This is a genomic window from Enterococcus sp. AZ089 (assembly GCF_050547225.1).
GTDB lineage: Bacteria > Bacillota > Bacilli > Lactobacillales > Enterococcaceae > Enterococcus_D > Enterococcus_D entomosocium.
The window spans coordinates 837,804-853,652 of sequence record NZ_CP172954.1; the positions used below are offsets into that span (position 1 = coordinate 837,804).

Here is a 15,849-nt window from a genome sequence, read left to right on the forward strand (position 1 = left end):
CTTTGTTTATTGATCAGAAAAGGTAGGAGGAGAATAATGGTTGAGGTACTTTTGATGTGTGGCGTTAGTGGTGCAGGCAAAACCACTTACTCAAAACAAAAAGAGCAAGAAGGTTATGTAAGATTAGCAATAGATGAATTAATTTGGGAAGACTATGGCGTTTATGGTGTTGATTACCCTTCGGAAAAATATGCAAAAGTTTCGTCATTATCTTCAGTTAAATTGAAAGAGCTTACAGTAAGGGCTGTTCAAGAAGGAAAAAACGTAGTTGTCGATTCTAGTTTTTGGGCTAAAAGTCACCGAGACGCTTATAGAGAACTACTGGCAGCATATGATGTGACGATTAAAGTAATCTATCTAAAAGCTGATTATGACACTTTACGAAAACGATTAGCGATCAGAAATAAAGTCCAGACTGCAAATTCCGCTTTTCCTATTACAGAAGAAATCCTTCAACGGTTTTTTTCAGGATTCGAAGAACCGATAAATGAAGATGAAGTAGTGATTGAGCAAAAGAATAAATGAAGTAGCATCAAAATGTTTTTACTCCTTTTCAATACATTTAGTCTTATTACTGTGCAGGACACAAAGGACAGTCATACTAGAAGCAAAACAGTGATTGGCAATTTCTTTTCTTGTTGCATTCTTCGATTAATAAACGGATCAAAAAGCAAGCCGCTGAAGACAAAATGACTATGGCAGCTGTTAAAGACCAAGAATCAATACAAGAAACCGCCCATTTGGTAAATAGGACGGCAAACAGTAACCAATTTGAGCAATCGAAACCACAAATTACGGCACAAAAAACGATTACTAAAAGACTTGAAGACTTGTAAGAAAAATTAAGTATATTCTTCCTCTTTATTTACGTACGTTATAATATGCTTAAGATTTTTAAATAGAAGGAGGAGAAAACATGGAAGTAATTACACCAACGAATGCAAGAAAAAACCTTTATGGAATCATTAAGCATGTTGTGGCTGACAGTCAACCTGTAGAAATTGCGAGTACAAAAGAGGAAGAAAGCGTCAGCATGATTAGTAAGAGCGATTGGAACTCCTTACAAGAACTGCTCAACTTACAAAATGTGGGTGTACTTGATCGGATCAAACACTTTGAGAATGAAGAAAGTGAAGACTTAGGTGAAATTGATTGGGATAGAATGTAAAGATCAAAAAGAATGCTCGCAAAGATTTGTCTAAATTGAAGAGTATCAATCTAACTAGTAAGTTTGATGAACTGATCAAAGTCATTAAGGAAAATCTTTTTCAAACACCGCCGCCTTACGAAAAATTACCAGGATTACCTTACTGTTCAAGACGTCTCAATATCAAACACAGGTTGGTTACAGCGTGGAAGAAGAGAGTAAAACGATCACGATTCTCTCTGTTTGGTCACACTATGAACGTGGGATATAATATGCTAAACTATTTCGACTCTTTGTCAATAAGGACTGATGAGTCGTACAAAATCAAATCTGGGTCAGAATAAATAGCATTCTGGCTCAGATTTTTTGTTAGCTTACTTTGATTAGTTGATTGATCAAAATGATTCTAATTCTCATGTTCTCAAATGATTTAAATCTGTAGAATACTCGTTTCGTGATCGGTAAATGAGTCATCGTTTGAGTAAGGGAGAGAATCGTATTGAGATGCCTTCTTCATCGCTCAAAAGTTTTTGAAGTTTTACACAGACCTCTTCAAATAAGAAATCCTCTTATCAAAAAAAATCCCTTTATTCGCAAGGTGATAATAATAAACAAAAAAAATGGAACAGCATAAATGTTTTCGAAATGCTTTCGCACCAACATTTACCTGTTCCGTGGGTTTGGCACCCAATGGGCCGTGAGGGGCTCGAACCCGCGACCCGCTGATTAAGAGTCAGCTGCTCTACCAACTGAGCTAACGGCCCGTACCAAAAGTACTTCATTATCTTAGCACTCCGGTGTTTAAAAATCAATCATTCTTTTGAAAAAAATGTGCGCTTTTTTCAGTTGGAAAACAGGGGTTATCTTAAAAAAACACCATTCGTTCCCCAATTTCAAATGATAGGAAATTCTTAAAAGATTGATCAGATTGCTTTAAAAACTCAGAAAACCGTGATAAAATGTATCTAGTTATCGAAACTAGATGATTAGTTTGTGATAATCTAACCTTCTGTTCGTCAAAATGGAGGATGACATGGAAAAATTACAATCGGACATGAAAACATGGGGTGAATCGCTGCTGGAATTCCATCTGCCTAGGTGGGAAGAGTTGCCAACCCTGGAACTGTATATGGATCAGGTAATCACTTTGATTGACCAATATTTATCACCTGTGATCCAAACAGAAAAACATCCGCTATTGACCTCTTCTATGGTCAATAATTATGTCAAAAAAGGGATGATCCCCGCACCAGAAAAAAAACGTTACAACCAAAAGCATCTCGCATTTTTGATCGCGATCACGATGCTGAAGCAAGTGTTGACGATTCCAGAAATAAAGACAGGCATCCTTTTTCAAGGGAAAGCTGTCGGAATCAGAAATGCCTATAATGTATTTTGTGAAGAACAAGAAAAAGCAATTCATCTTGTTGGCAAAGAAGCAATGGGAGAGCCCGAGCAAATGGCATCGGAACCAATCCCGATTGAATTAGTGGCCATGAAAGGTGCAACGCGTTCCTTTGCTAATAAATTGTTGGCAGAAAAAACCATCGAATTAGAAGTCATTTATTTAGAAACACATAAAGGAGAAGCCCATGAATAAAGAGAAAATTGCCCTATTAGTTGATTCAGGTACCGATGTTCCCGCACAGATCATGGAGCAATACGGCATGTATATGCTGCCATTGCAAATTATTTACAAGGATCGGACCTATACCGATAAAGTTGATATTACTGCCGAAGAAATTTACGAACGTTTGCCGCAAGAGATTCCTAGTACTTCATTACCTGATGGCGCGGCGATCGGGGAAATCTTTGATCGGATCAAAGCCGATGGGTATGAAAAAGTCTTTGCTGTAACCATCTCCAGCGGATTGAGTGGAACGTTTAATGTTGTTCGCCTGTTAGGTGAACAACGGACGGATCTTGAGGTTTTCGTGCTTGATACGAAAAATATCGGAATCGGTGCAGGGCTGCAAGCGATTCGTGCAGCAGAACTGTTAGAAAAAGGCGTGACTTGGGAAGAACTGCGGGCACAATTAACGAATGAAGTGCCGAAAAACAAAGTCTTTTTCAACGTAGCTACCTTAGAGTATTTACAAAAAGGCGGCCGCATCGGTCTGGTTGCATCCATCTTAGGCAATGCCTTGAAATTGAATCCAATTATCTCTTGTAATGAAGAAGGGATCTACTATACGGTCGCAAAATCTCGTGGACGGAAGAAAAGCTTGGACAAAACCGTTGACTTGATCAAGCAATTCATCGGTGATCATCGCCATGTGCGTTTAGCTGTGGCGCAAGGTGATGCACTGCAAGAAGCCAAAGAAATGAAAGCACGATTAGAAGCCGAATTTCCTAAGGTCAAAGAAATCTTATTTGGACAAATTTCTCCCGCATTAGTCGTCCACACGGGTCCTGGGTTGTTAGGGATCGGTATCCAGCTTTTAGAAGAGTAAAAAAGAAAGGCCCCGTGCCTTTCTTTTTTTGTGCTTTACTTAAGAATAAGGCCGCGGTTTTTGGGAAAGATGAAAAGCCCGTTTAAATAATGTATAATAAGTAAGAAACCAAAAAAAATTGAGGTGACATTTTTGAAAAAGATCCTAGTCGTGGACGATGAGAAACCAATTTCTGATATCGTCAAATTTAATTTAACCAAAGAAGGATATGAAGTATATACCGCCTATGATGGAGAAGAGGCATTAGAAAAAGTAGCCGAGGTCGATCCTGATCTGATTTTGCTTGATTTGATGCTACCAAAAATGGATGGGTTGGAAGTTGCACGGGAAGTGCGCAAAACCCATGACATGCCAATCATCATGGTCACAGCCAAAGATTCTGAAATCGATAAAGTACTAGGCCTTGAGCTTGGTGCGGATGATTATGTAACCAAACCATTTTCAAACCGGGAATTGGTGGCCCGCGTCAAAGCCAATCTGCGTCGCGGCTCGGCAGCTGCGAAGGAAGCAGACGACAATGCCAACAGCGAATTAACGATTGGTGATTTAACGATTCATCCCGATGCCTACATGGTCACTAAAAATGGTGCAGCCATCGAACTGACGCACCGGGAGTTTGAATTGATGCACTACTTGGCAAAACATCTTGGTCAAGTGATGACCCGAGAACATTTATTGCAAACTGTCTGGGGCTATGACTACTTTGGTGATGTCCGAACCGTTGACGTGACGGTGCGCCGTTTGCGTGAAAAAATCGAAGACAGCCCGAGCCATCCAAACTATTTGGTTACTCGTCGCGGAGTGGGCTATTACTTGCGGAACCCAGAACAGGAATAAGCTATGAAAAATAAGGTTCGCTTTTTTCAATCGGTGAACTTCAAAATCGCCCTGACTTTTATCTTGATCTTATTGATTGCGATCCAGATTATCGGGGCGTATTTTATTCGCGAATTGGAAAGAACAACGGTCGATGCCTTCAAACGCGACATGGAGGCACGGGCCAGCACGTTAGTGGTGACATTAGGCTCTGAATTGAGTCGCATGGATAATGAAGACGGGTTGGATTGGGATTCCATGAATGCTTCCCTGAATCGAATCTTAACGAGTACCAACTCTTCAGAAATTTTGGAGATGCGGGTGGTGGATGAGCAAGGGATTATTCGTGCAACCACCAATATCAATGATCGTGGCTCGGTGGGAGAAAAAAATGATTACCGTGATTACGATACGAACCGCAGTGAAGTCCTTTATGATGAATCCAGCGGTCAGCGGGTGTTCAATATCGTCCAGTCGATCCAATCACCGACAGGGGATACCGTTTTAGGAACCCTTTATTTACGGAGCAATCTAGAGTCAAAGTACAATGAAGTCAGTACGACGGCGGTCATTTTTGTTACCGCCTCGCTGATTGCGGCAGTGATTTCGATCATTGTGGCACTATTGGTCTCTCGTTCGATTACCCAACCAATTGGAGAGATGCGGGAACAAGCGATTCGCATCGCTAAAGGAGATTATAGCCGCAAGGTCGCGATTCATGGGAAAGATGAATTGGGACAACTGGCGGAAACCTTCAATCAACTAGGGGAACGAATCGAAGAGACTCAAGAGGCGATGGAGTCCGAGCGAAATCGTTTGGATAGTGTCTTATCCCACATGACAGACGGCGTTGTTGCCACCGACCGACGAGGCAAAGTCATAACCATCAATGAGATGGCGATGTCCTTGTTGAATGTCACTAACGAAGAAGCGATCGGGCAGTCGATTTTGACGTTATTGGAAATCGATGAAGAATACACGTTGCGAAAACTTTTGGAAAATCCTGAAGACATGCTTTTGGAACGTCCTAGCAATGATTTGACGGGAACAAATCTGATCTTGCGCATCGATTTCTCCATGATCCGTCGAGAGTCCGGGTTCATTTCCGGTCTAGTTGCGGTAATGCACGATGTCACGGAACAAGAAAAAAATGAGCAGGAACGGCGAGAATTTGTCTCCAACGTTTCCCATGAGTTGCGAACACCTCTAACGAGTATGCGTAGTTACATCGAAGCGCTGAGTGAGGGTGCTTGGAAAGATCCAGAAATTGCACCGAACTTTCTAAAAGTGACCTTGGATGAAACGGATCGGATGATTCGCATGATCAATGACCTATTGAGTTTGTCGCGGATGGATAGCGGCAATTCGCAACTGCAATTGGAATATATCAATTTCAATGAGATGGTTAATTTCGTGTTGGACCGTTTTGACATGATGGTGACGAATGAAAGCAAAAAATATCTGATTCGTCGGGAGTTCACCAAACGAGAATTGTGGGTGGAAGTCGATACGGACAAAATGATCCAAGTGATCGACAACATCATGAATAATGCCATCAAATATTCTCCAGATGGTGGGATTATTACGGTGAAATTGATGGAGACTCATAACAACATCGTCCTTAGCATCAATGACCAAGGACTAGGAATTCCGAAAAAAGATCTCACGAAGATCTTTGATCGTTTTTACCGAGTCGATAAAGCTCGAGCCCGGCAACAAGGAGGTACCGGCTTAGGGTTGGCGATCTCACGTGAAGTCATCAAAGCTCATGGCGGTGCGATTTGGGCGGAAAGTCGAGAAAATCGCGGGTCAACATTTTACATTATGTTGCCGTATGAACCGTATGAGGAGGATTGGTGGGTATGAGAATCTCAGAAAAAATCATTCGAGCAGGTTTAATCGTGATGATCGCATTGAGTTTTTATTTCTCCTATATGATTTGGCTAAATCCGACCGGGTTCAACAATGCCAGCACCGAAACAGATACTGGCGTCAATCCTTCGGTTCAAACGTACAAACAAAAAAGCGATTTGTTTTTGCCCCTATATCTAACATGGAATGATGAAGAGGATATCAAAGAAACCAACTCTGAAGCGGTGATTCGAGAGATCCAAGAGGTGATCAACGAGGCAACGATCAGTGATTTGACCCTGCGAACCTATGGTGAAGAACAGGCTTTTTCGAAAGCCCAAGAGGTCGATCAAGGAATATCCTTAAACTACTATACGACATTTTACTTGAAAGATTACGAGAAAACCTTTGATAAAGAACTGTCCTTAGAGGACGAAAGTGAAACAGAGGATTTTCCGTTTTCTCGCATCCAGTTTGATCTCGAAGAAAATACGATCCAATTTGTTGACTTTACCCATCAACGAGTAGTTCGAGGCAAGATCGACTGGGATAAAAGCCAAGTAAAACACTTGCTAGCAGACAATCCTCGGGAATGGACGGCAATGAGGACTGATCAAGAACGATCTAGCAATCAATACTATACGCAGGATTCGATCAAGCTAAAAAAATACAGCTACTATTCTTCGACACAGTCTCAGAGTTTGTTCCGAGAAGCCTTTTTCAGCAATCCTAAAAATGTCAAGATCAACGACGAAAGTGTCGATACCTACTATTATGAAGGTGGGCAAAACATGACGGTCTTGCAAGATCAGCAGCAAGTCAAGTTTGAAACCACCACAGACGGTTCCGATGAAATGGATCTGGCAATGTTGAGTGCGGATTACATTATTCGTCTAGGCAATAACTTTGGGACGATCCGCTATTTTGATCAACAAGACAAACACTTGGATTATCGGGTTTTCGTCGAAGGCTATCCAGTTTTTAGTACTGGCGGCCAAGGGGTGATCAGTGTCGCTTTTTCAGAAAGTGGTCAGACCGGCAGTCGTGAAATGACGATTTCTGCCAGCTTGAATGCGATCCAAGTGCCGATTCCTTCTGAAACGGAGATTGAATTGCCTTCTAGTTTGTCAGTCAAAAATGATTTGATTGCGGCAGGGGCTGACCCAGAGCTGTTGCAACAGATCATCGTCGGCTATCAATGGGGGGAGATCAAAGATGCACCACTGGTTGATTTGACACCTGCTTGGTATGTCAATTATGACTCGTCTTGGATTAGCTATGATGCATTAATGACAAAATTAGCAGAAACGGAGGAGAATTAATTGGATTTTAAACGAATCGAATGGATTTTTTTCCTCGCTTTTCTTGGTCTGAATGTCTTTTTATTCAATGTTTATAGTGAGGCTCGCAGCGAGCATCAGATGGTTTCACAATCAAACCAAACGATTCCTATCGAACAACGACTCGATTCTGAGGACATTCGGTATTCTGGTGAATTATCAGACGAGGTCTTGAGTGGCTATTATTTGAGCGGTGAACAGACGGATTTTGAGGCAGAACTACGAAATCCGCAACTCAATACTCAGTTCAAAAGAGGGTCGACGGTCAAAGGGCAGCAGTTGATCCATGTCTCAACCAATGGCTTTTATATCAGTGATGATTCTCAAACGGAAGAAACCGTCAATGGTTTCTTGCAACGTAAAGACCAAGTCCTGTTTGGGGATGAATATGACTATTTGGAAAACCTCTCTGTCTTGAACGCCAATCATCCGACGGTGGTGGCGGTCCAGTCGTATGAAGGCATTCCTTTCAATGACAGCTCAAGTCGGATCGATATCACCTTAGAACAAACGGATGATCTACTGCAGATTGCCCGTTATACGCAAACACATATCTCCAATATTACGCCTCTAAGGGAAAAGATGACGGTCTATTCAGAAAAAGAAGCAGTAAATACGCTTTATCTGAACAACAAGCTGCCAAGTCACTCGAAAATTCTCTGGACGGAATTAGCCTATACGATGATTTTGAAGGTTAGGGAAAAAAATGTGTATATTCCTGCATGGTTTATTGCTTTCCAATTAGATGGCGATGACACCATCCAAATCGAAACGGTCAATGCCTTCAGCAATCGGATCATCACGAATAATGCCGTTCAAAAGGTAGAAAATCCATAAAAAAGCGGGTATAATGGAACTCGTTGAAACAACCAGAGAGGAAGTCACGTAAACCATGATGAAGGAAAATGCCTTTCAAGTAAGTATTCTAGCCAGCGGAAGCTCAGGGAATTCGCTCTATATCGAAAGCAATAAAAAGCGGATCTTAGTGGATGCCGGTTTGAGCGGCAAGAAGATCACTTCATTATTGGATGAAGTAGGGCGCAAACCAGAAGACTTGGACGCCATTCTTGTGACCCACGAACATCGGGACCACATCCACGGTGTTGGAGTACTGGCACGAAAATACAAACTTGATGTCTATGCGAATACAAAAACATGGCAAGCGATGGATCCAATGATCGGTAACGTCGCTGTCGAACAAAAACATATCTTTGAAATGGGAAAAGTGCTGACCTTGGGTGACTTGGACATTGAAAGCTTTGGCGTCTCTCACGATGCTGCAGCGCCGCAATTTTATCGTTTCCATAAAGACGGCAAATCATTCGTGATGTTGACGGATACCGGTTATTGCAGCGATCATGTGCGAGGCATCATCAAAGGCGCCGATGCGTACCTTGTGGAAAGCAACCATGACCTAGAAATGCTGCGAATGGGCCCTTATCCATGGAGTCTCAAGCAGCGGATTCTTGGAGATCGCGGTCACTTATCGAATGAAGATGGCGCACTTGTCATGACGGATATCTTGACCGACAACACCAAACGGGTCTATCTTGGTCATTTAAGTAAAGAAAACAACCTGAAAGAGTTGGCGCACTTAACGATGGTCAATACCATGAAAGAACATGATCTAGGTGTTGGAGAAACGTTTGAAGTCTATGATACCGATCCTGACAAAGCGACGGAATTATTTGCGATCTAATCGATCATCAGAGCGATGAATTTGTTGGGTGGAGGCAGTGGGATGTTTGATGAAGAAAAAATCAAGACTTTGAACGAGCTTGAAATGGCAGTTTATAAATACATTGTCCAGCATTTTGAAGAGATCGATCAGCTGACGATTCGCGAATTGTCAGCTGCATGCCACGTCTCAACGTCGACGATTTTACGATGTATCACGAAATTGGGCTATCGTGGATATTCAGAGTTAAAGTATGCAATCTGTCAAAAAAAGGAACAAGACGCACGAGCGTTTGATCTTTTCTATGATGCAACGATTCAAGTCAATACATTCTTAAAAAAAGTCAATAATGAAGATTACCGTAAGTTTATCCAGCCGGCAGTAGAATTGATTCTTTCCGCACGCCATGTGGCGTTTTCCGGTATCGGCACAAGCGGCATTCTGGGCACCTATGGCAGTCGCTATTTTGCCAACTTAGGCATCAATGCTTATAGCATCGTTGATCCCTTTTTGCCAGTACCGCCCCGCGGAATGGAAAATACGTTAGCGATCATTTTATCGGTGTCGGGTGAAACCATTCAAATGATCAAGCAAACGGAGGACTTCAAACGCTATGGAGCAAAAGTACTCAGCATCACCAATGATGAAAAATCGACGATCGCCCAAATGGCAGACTACAATATATCGTATTATATGCCCGTCGTAAGTGGCGGAAAAGAAGTCGATTTGAACCTGACAACGCAAGTCCCGGTGATTACATTGATCGAACTTCTAGCCCATCAAGTCTACAAGCAAATCTAAGCGATCGTAAAAAAACAGCTTCGGCTGTTTTTTTTGTTGGAACATGTTTCATAACTTAGAAAAGCTATAGGCAAGGGGAATATTATCCATTAAGATTTATTTGTAAGCGAATTCACTGGCCGGTGGATGGAATTTTATTTTAGGAGTGATGTGAGATGAACGAATGGATCAATGAGAAATTATTACCCCCAATATTAAAATTTGTTAATACGAAAGCAATCACTGCATTAAGAAACGGTATGCTTTATACGATGCCCTTTTCAATCGTAGGATCGATTTTCTTACTGTTAGCAAACTTTCCCGTCCAGTCGATTGCGGATTGGGTAACGAATAGCGGCTTAGGTGAATACTTCAACCAAGCCTATGGCGCCTCTTTTGCAATTATGGCCTTTTTCGCCGTAATGGGCATCGCCTATTCGTATGTAAAAGCAGAAGGTTACGAAGGACTCCCTGCAGGAATGATTGGTTTAGTTATTTTCTTATTAACTATGGAGTCAAGTGTAACGGATGCTGAAGCAAATGTGACCATCGCAAATGTCATTGATAAAACATGGACTGGTGGACAAGGCATGATCAGTGCCATCTTAGTAGGGCTTTTTGTGGGTTGGGGCTATACTTGGTTCTTAAAACGCGACATCCGGATCAAACTGCCAGAACAAGTACCCACCAATGTTGCAAACTCATTTACAGCGTTGATTCCGGCAGCTGTTTTGACGACCATCGCATTAGGCATTTATGTTTTCTTTGATAAAGTCTTTCAGACAACCGTGGTCGAATGGATCTACACCGTGATTCAAAGTCCAATGCAAGGTGTGACGGATTCTCTTGGCGGTGCAATGATGCTAGGCTTCTTAGTACCATTCTTGTGGTTCTTCGGGGTTCATGGTTCGACGATCGTGGGCGGCATCATGGGGCCGATTTTACAAGCCAATTCATTAGCAAATACGGCTATTCTTGAATCTGGTAAAGCATTGACATTGGAAAATGGGGGACACATCGTGACCCAACAGTTTTTAGATCAATTTATGACGGTAACTGGCGCAGGAATGACGATTGGCATCGTGCTATATATGGTGGCTTTTGCCCGTTCAGCGCAGTTCAAACAATTAGGACGTCTCTCCTTGATCCCAGCATTCTTTAATATCAATGAACCAATTATTTTTGCGACACCGATCGTCATGAATCCGATCATGGTATTACCATTTATTTTGACACCGATGGTTTCAGGCGTGATCACGTATTTTGCACTTTATACCGGTATCGTACCGCTATTTACTGCTGTGCAAGTTCCGTGGACGACCCCACCGATCATTTCAGGATTTCTAGTAGGGGGCATCCGGACCGCTATTTTACAATTTGTTGTTTTAGCAATCGGCTTCTTTATTTACTATCCTTTCATTCGTAAGGTCGATAGTTTGAACTATAAACAAGAAACAGAGATCGTTTAATACCAAGGAAGCAGGTTGAAAAGAAATGAATAAACTTAGAAACGATTTTTTATGGGGTGGCGCAGTCGCTGCTCACCAATTGGAAGGCGGCTATCGTTCGGGCGGAAAAGGCGTGAGTGTCGCTGATGTCATGACAGTCGGAGGCAACGGAATTCCTCGCCGAATCACGGAAGGTATCCAACCGGGCGAAAGTTATCCCAATCATGAAGCGATCGATTTTTATCATCGGTATCCTGAAGACATCAAGCTTTTTGCCGAATTAGGGTTGAAGTGCTTCCGAACATCGATTGCCTGGACCCGTATTTTTCCAGAAGGTGATGAACGCGAGCCAAATGAGGAAGGCTTGGCCTTTTATGATCAATTATTCGATGAGTGTTTACGCTATGGCATTGAGCCGGTTATTACCCTTTCTCACTTTGAAATGCCCTATCATTTAGTTACCGAATACGGAGGTTGGCGTAACCGTAAGTTGATCGATTTGTTTGTCCGCTTTGCAGAAGTTTGTTTTACGCGCTATCAAAAGAAAGTGAAGTATTGGATGACTTTCAATGAAATCAACAATCAAGCAAACTACAAAGAAGATTTTGCGCCGTTTACCAATTCCGGTCTGTTCTTTACCGAAGGAGAAGACCGAGAAAAAATCATGTACCAAGCAGCCCATTACGAACTCGTTGCCAGTGCGAAAACGGTGGCGCTAGGGCATGCAATCAATCCTGCGTTTCAAATCGGATCGATGATCGCGATGTGTCCAATCTATCCGTATTCTTGCGATCCCAAAGACATGATGGCAGCCACGGTGGCCATGCAGCGCCGCTATTGGTTTTCAGATGTGCATGCCCGTGGACACTATCCGAGATATATGCGCAGCTATTTTGAGAGAAAACAATTTGATTTAGATATCACCCCTGAAGATGAAGCAATTTTGGCAAACGGCTGTGTTGACTACATCGGCTTTAGTTACTATATGTCTTTTGCGATCAAAGGTAAGGAAAATGATCCAACCTATGACTATGATGAGAGCCAAGATCTGGTGGATAATCCCTATGTTGATGCTTCCGAATGGGGCTGGCAGATTGATCCCGTGGGCTTACGCTACGCCATGAATTGGTTCAACGAACGCTACGAATTGCCGCTCTTCATTGTAGAAAATGGCTTTGGTGCCGTAGATACAGTGGAAGAGGATGGACAGATCCATGATGACTACCGTATTGATTACCTGAAAGCCCATATCGAAATGATGAAAGAAGCAGTAGCTTATGATGGCGTCGACTTATTAGGTTATACACCGTGGGGCATCATTGACTTAGTTTCTGCTGGTACAGGGGAAATGAAGAAACGCTATGGTGTGATCTATGTGGACAAAGACAATGAAGGAAATGGGACCCTTGATCGTCGGAAGAAAGATTCATTTGCATGGTATCAGCAAGTGATTGCGTCCAATGGCATGAAGGTATAAAGAAAAAAAACGTTACGCAAAATTTCTGCGTAGCGTTTTTTTCTTTAGGGCATTTGGATATAGCCGTAATGAAGCAACAACTGAATAATAATAACTAAAGTGTTCATTCCCACATGGGTAATCATGGAAGTCCAAATGCTGCCGGTCAAGGCATAAAGCCCAGAAAAGAACAGTCCTAAGAAAATATAGACTAAGAGATGATTGTCATTATGGGCAAAGGCAAAGGCTACAGCGCTGACCACTACACCGACCCAAACATTGCTGTATTTCCCAATGATGCCAACTAAGGCTCTGCGGAAGACAAATTCTTCCATAATTGGTCCACCAACCATTGCCGCGAGGGCGAACAGTGGGTTTTGCAGCACAATAGCAATGATATTTTCGGTATTTTGCGAAGCACTGACTTCACCGAAAAGCGATTCGATAAAAATGGCTAGATTTTGCAACAAGATCGCTGCAATAATACCTGTCAGTCCATAAATAAGAATCGATGAAATTTTTGATCTTTTGTGTTCAAACGATAACGGTTCCGTTTGTTTGAAATACAAGAAAAACATGATCGCAGCACCAACTAAATAACCAATCGTTGTTGCGGCCACTTGATGTCCGCTAGGGATGAAGGCGATCGGTAGAAAAAAGACGATGCCGTAAGTAAGAATCGTGGACAAAGAATATTTTGATAAAGACATAGTTGTTTCCTCACACTCCTTTGCTTCATTATAGACTAGGTTGCTTCTAGAAACAAAAAATCCTACTATTTTTATCAATCAAATAGAAATGCAAAAAAAATTTAGCAAAAGGCTTGCAAAAATTTGGGAAAATGAGTAATATTGAAACTGTAAGTTAGCACTCGATACAAGAGAGTGCTAATACTAAATTCTATAACATTCATTGGAGGGATTTATCGTGTTAAGACCATTAGGTGATCGTGTGATTATCGAAGTCGCAAAAGAAGAAGAAAAAACTGTAGGCGGAATCGTGCTTGCATCAGCAGCAAAAGAAAAACCACAAACGGGTACCGTTATTGCAGTCGGCGAAGGACGCACGCTCGAAAACGGTGAAAAAGCTCCTGTTGCTGTCAACGTTGGCGAACAAGTAATGTTTGAAAAATACGCTGGCACAGAAGTGAAATATGAAGGAACAGAATATTTGATCGTTGCTGCAAAAGATATCATTGCAGTAGTAGAATAAGAAAAATAAAAAATACTTGAGGTGATGAAATCATGGCAAAAGAAATCAAATTTGCAGAAGACGCACGTGCAGCAATGCTTCGTGGGGTAGATAAATTAGCAGATACAGTAAAAGTAACCTTAGGCCCTAAAGGTCGTAATGTGGTTTTAGAAAAATCTTACGGTTCACCATTGATTACAAATGACGGTGTAACGATCGCTAAAGAAATCGAATTAGAAGATCATTTTGAAAACATGGGCGCAAAACTTGTTTCTGAAGTTGCTTCAAAAACAAACGATATCGCTGGTGACGGAACAACGACTGCTACGTTATTAACACAAGCAATCGTTCGTGAAGGATTGAAAAATGTCACCGCTGGTGCGAACCCATTAGGTATTCGTCGTGGGATCGAAATGGCAACAAAAGTGGCTGTAGAAGAGCTACACAACATTTCATCAATCGTTGATTCAAAAGAAGCGATCGCACAAGTTGGTGCTGTTTCTTCTGGTAGTGAAAAAGTTGGTCAATATATCGCTGATGCAATGGAAAAAGTCGGCAATGACGGTGTTATCACTATTGAAGAATCAAAAGGGATCGAAACAGAATTAGATGTTGTGGAAGGAATGCAGTTTGATCGTGGGTACTTATCACAATACATGGTAACTGACAACGATAAAATGGAAGCAGCGTTAGAAAATCCATACATCTTGATCACTGACAAAAAAATCTCTAACATCCAAGATATCTTGCCATTGTTAGAACAAATCTTACAACAATCAAAACCATTATTGATCATCGCTGATGACGTTGATGGCGAAGCATTACCAACACTTGTCTTGAACAAAATCCGTGGAACATTCAACGTTGTCGCAGTGAAAGCACCAGGATTTGGTGACCGTCGTAAAGCAATGCTAGAAGACATTGCGATCTTAACTGGTGGTACAGTGATCACTGAAGACTTAGGTCTTGAGTTGAAAGATGCAACCATCGATAACTTAGGTCAAGCAAGCAAAGTGGTTGTGGATAAAGACAACACAACGATCGTTGAAGGTGCTGGTGAAAAAGAAGCAATTGACGCACGTGTTCAATTGATCAAAAACCAAATCGCTGATACAACTTCTGACTTTGACCGTGAAAAACTACAAGAACGCTTAGCAAAACTTGCTGGTGGAGTTGCAGTGATCAAAGTTGGGGCACCAACTGAGACTGAATTGAAAGAATTGAAATTACGTATTGAAGATGCATTGAATGCAACACGTGCCGCTGTTGAAGAAGGCATGGTCTCAGGTGGGGGAACTGCCTTAGTCAATGTCATCAACAAAGTTGCAGAAATCGAAACAGATGGCGATGCAGCTACAGGTGTCAAAATCGTGTTACGTGCATTAGAAGAACCAGTTCGTCAAATTGCTGAAAACGCAGGCTACGAAGGTTCAGTCATCATCGACAAATTGAAAAACGCTGACTTAGGCGTTGGTTTCAATGCAGCAACTGGCGAATGGGTAAACATGCTAGAAGCTGGGATCGTTGACCCAACAAAAGTGACGCGTTCTGCCTTACAAAACGCAGCTTCTGTTGCCGCATTATTGTTAACAACTGAAGCAGTCGTTGCCGACAAACCAGAACCAGCAGCGCCAGCAGCTCCTGCAATGGACCCATCAATGGGTATGGGCGGCATGATGTAAGCAAGCC

General features: G+C 42.0%; 15 protein-coding genes, 1 tRNA gene and 1 pseudogene. 14 read left to right on the top strand and 3 right to left on the bottom strand.

The window, feature by feature from the left end; translation table 11 throughout:
* Positions 1–36 precede the first annotated feature (36 nt).
* On the top strand, positions 37–525 hold the full coding sequence (locus tag IGJ01_RS03805) for an AAA family ATPase (protein WP_005237399.1): 489 nt from the start codon (positions 37–39) through the stop codon (positions 523–525).
* Positions 526–916: 391 nt separating this feature from the next.
* Positions 917–1,168: a type II toxin-antitoxin system Phd/YefM family antitoxin gene (locus IGJ01_RS03810; RefSeq protein WP_430601423.1), complete on the top strand. Its 252-nt coding sequence runs from the start codon at positions 917–919 to the stop codon at positions 1,166–1,168.
* A 348-nt stretch (positions 1,169–1,516) separates the two neighbouring features.
* On the opposite strand, the pseudogene IGJ01_RS03815 reads toward IGJ01_RS03810, so the two are convergent.
* Positions 1,517–1,686, bottom strand: a pseudogene (locus tag IGJ01_RS03815) (ISL3 family transposase); the annotation flags it as partial.
* Positions 1,687–1,838: 152 nt separating this feature from the next.
* Positions 1,839–1,911: transfer RNA gene (locus tag IGJ01_RS03820), tRNA-Lys, on the bottom strand.
* 269 nt (positions 1,912–2,180) lie between these two features.
* Between IGJ01_RS03820 and IGJ01_RS03825 the strand changes: the two genes are divergently transcribed.
* From IGJ01_RS03825 to IGJ01_RS03870, 10 genes are all read left to right on the top strand, one after another.
* Positions 2,181–2,747, top strand: a complete 567-nt coding sequence (locus tag IGJ01_RS03825) for a DUF1836 domain-containing protein (RefSeq protein WP_034872437.1) — start codon at positions 2,181–2,183, stop codon at positions 2,745–2,747.
* Positions 2,740–3,600 (top strand): DegV family protein, encoded by an 861-nt coding sequence (locus IGJ01_RS03830; protein ID WP_005225280.1) that lies wholly within the window; start codon positions 2,740–2,742, stop codon positions 3,598–3,600. Before IGJ01_RS03825 ends, IGJ01_RS03830 begins: the two co-directional genes overlap by 8 nt.
* 132 nt (positions 3,601–3,732) lie before the next feature.
* On the top strand, positions 3,733–4,437 hold the full coding sequence (yycF, locus tag IGJ01_RS03835; RefSeq protein WP_010747607.1) for a response regulator YycF: 705 nt from the start codon (positions 3,733–3,735) through the stop codon (positions 4,435–4,437).
* A gap of 3 nt (positions 4,438–4,440) precedes the next feature.
* Positions 4,441–6,282 (top strand): cell wall metabolism sensor histidine kinase WalK, encoded by a 1,842-nt coding sequence (gene walK / locus IGJ01_RS03840; protein WP_315043900.1) that lies wholly within the window; start codon positions 4,441–4,443, stop codon positions 6,280–6,282.
* Positions 6,279–7,589, top strand: a complete 1,311-nt coding sequence (locus tag IGJ01_RS03845; protein WP_086372670.1) for a YycH family regulatory protein — start codon at positions 6,279–6,281, stop codon at positions 7,587–7,589. The genes walK and IGJ01_RS03845 overlap by 4 nt, the downstream gene beginning before the upstream one ends.
* Entirely contained in the window at positions 7,590–8,444 is an 855-nt protein-coding gene (locus tag IGJ01_RS03850; RefSeq protein WP_005237391.1) for a two-component system regulatory protein YycI, read from the top strand.
* A 55-nt stretch (positions 8,445–8,499) separates the two neighbouring features.
* Entirely contained in the window at positions 8,500–9,306 is an 807-nt protein-coding gene (locus IGJ01_RS03855; RefSeq protein ID WP_005231151.1) for an MBL fold metallo-hydrolase, read from the top strand.
* A 42-nt stretch (positions 9,307–9,348) separates the two neighbouring features.
* A complete protein-coding gene (locus IGJ01_RS03860) occupies positions 9,349–10,086 on the top strand; it encodes a MurR/RpiR family transcriptional regulator (RefSeq protein WP_034872439.1) in 738 nt (245 codons plus the stop codon).
* Between the two features lie 155 nt (positions 10,087–10,241).
* A complete protein-coding gene (locus IGJ01_RS03865; RefSeq protein WP_005237388.1) occupies positions 10,242–11,534 on the top strand; it encodes a PTS sugar transporter subunit IIC in 1,293 nt (430 codons plus the stop codon).
* A 25-nt stretch (positions 11,535–11,559) separates the two neighbouring features.
* The gene (locus IGJ01_RS03870; RefSeq protein ID WP_430601424.1) at positions 11,560–12,990 is read left to right on the top strand and encodes a 6-phospho-beta-glucosidase; all 1,431 of its coding nucleotides are present in this window, start codon (positions 11,560–11,562) and stop codon (positions 12,988–12,990) included.
* 44 nt (positions 12,991–13,034) lie between these two features.
* On the opposite strand, the gene IGJ01_RS03875 is transcribed toward IGJ01_RS03870, so the two are convergent.
* A complete protein-coding gene (locus tag IGJ01_RS03875; RefSeq protein ID WP_008377239.1) occupies positions 13,035–13,679 on the bottom strand; it encodes a CPBP family intramembrane glutamic endopeptidase in 645 nt (214 codons plus the stop codon).
* Between the two features lie 217 nt (positions 13,680–13,896).
* Here IGJ01_RS03875 and groES point away from each other — a divergent pair, with 217 nt between their 5' ends.
* Positions 13,897–14,181, top strand: a complete 285-nt coding sequence (gene groES / locus IGJ01_RS03880) for a co-chaperone GroES (protein ID WP_005225291.1) — start codon at positions 13,897–13,899, stop codon at positions 14,179–14,181.
* Between the two features lie 32 nt (positions 14,182–14,213).
* Complete coding sequence (groL, locus tag IGJ01_RS03885) at positions 14,214–15,842, top strand: chaperonin GroEL (RefSeq protein ID WP_005237384.1); 1,629 nt, start codon at positions 14,214–14,216, stop codon at positions 15,840–15,842.
* Positions 15,843–15,849: the final 7 nt, after the last annotated feature.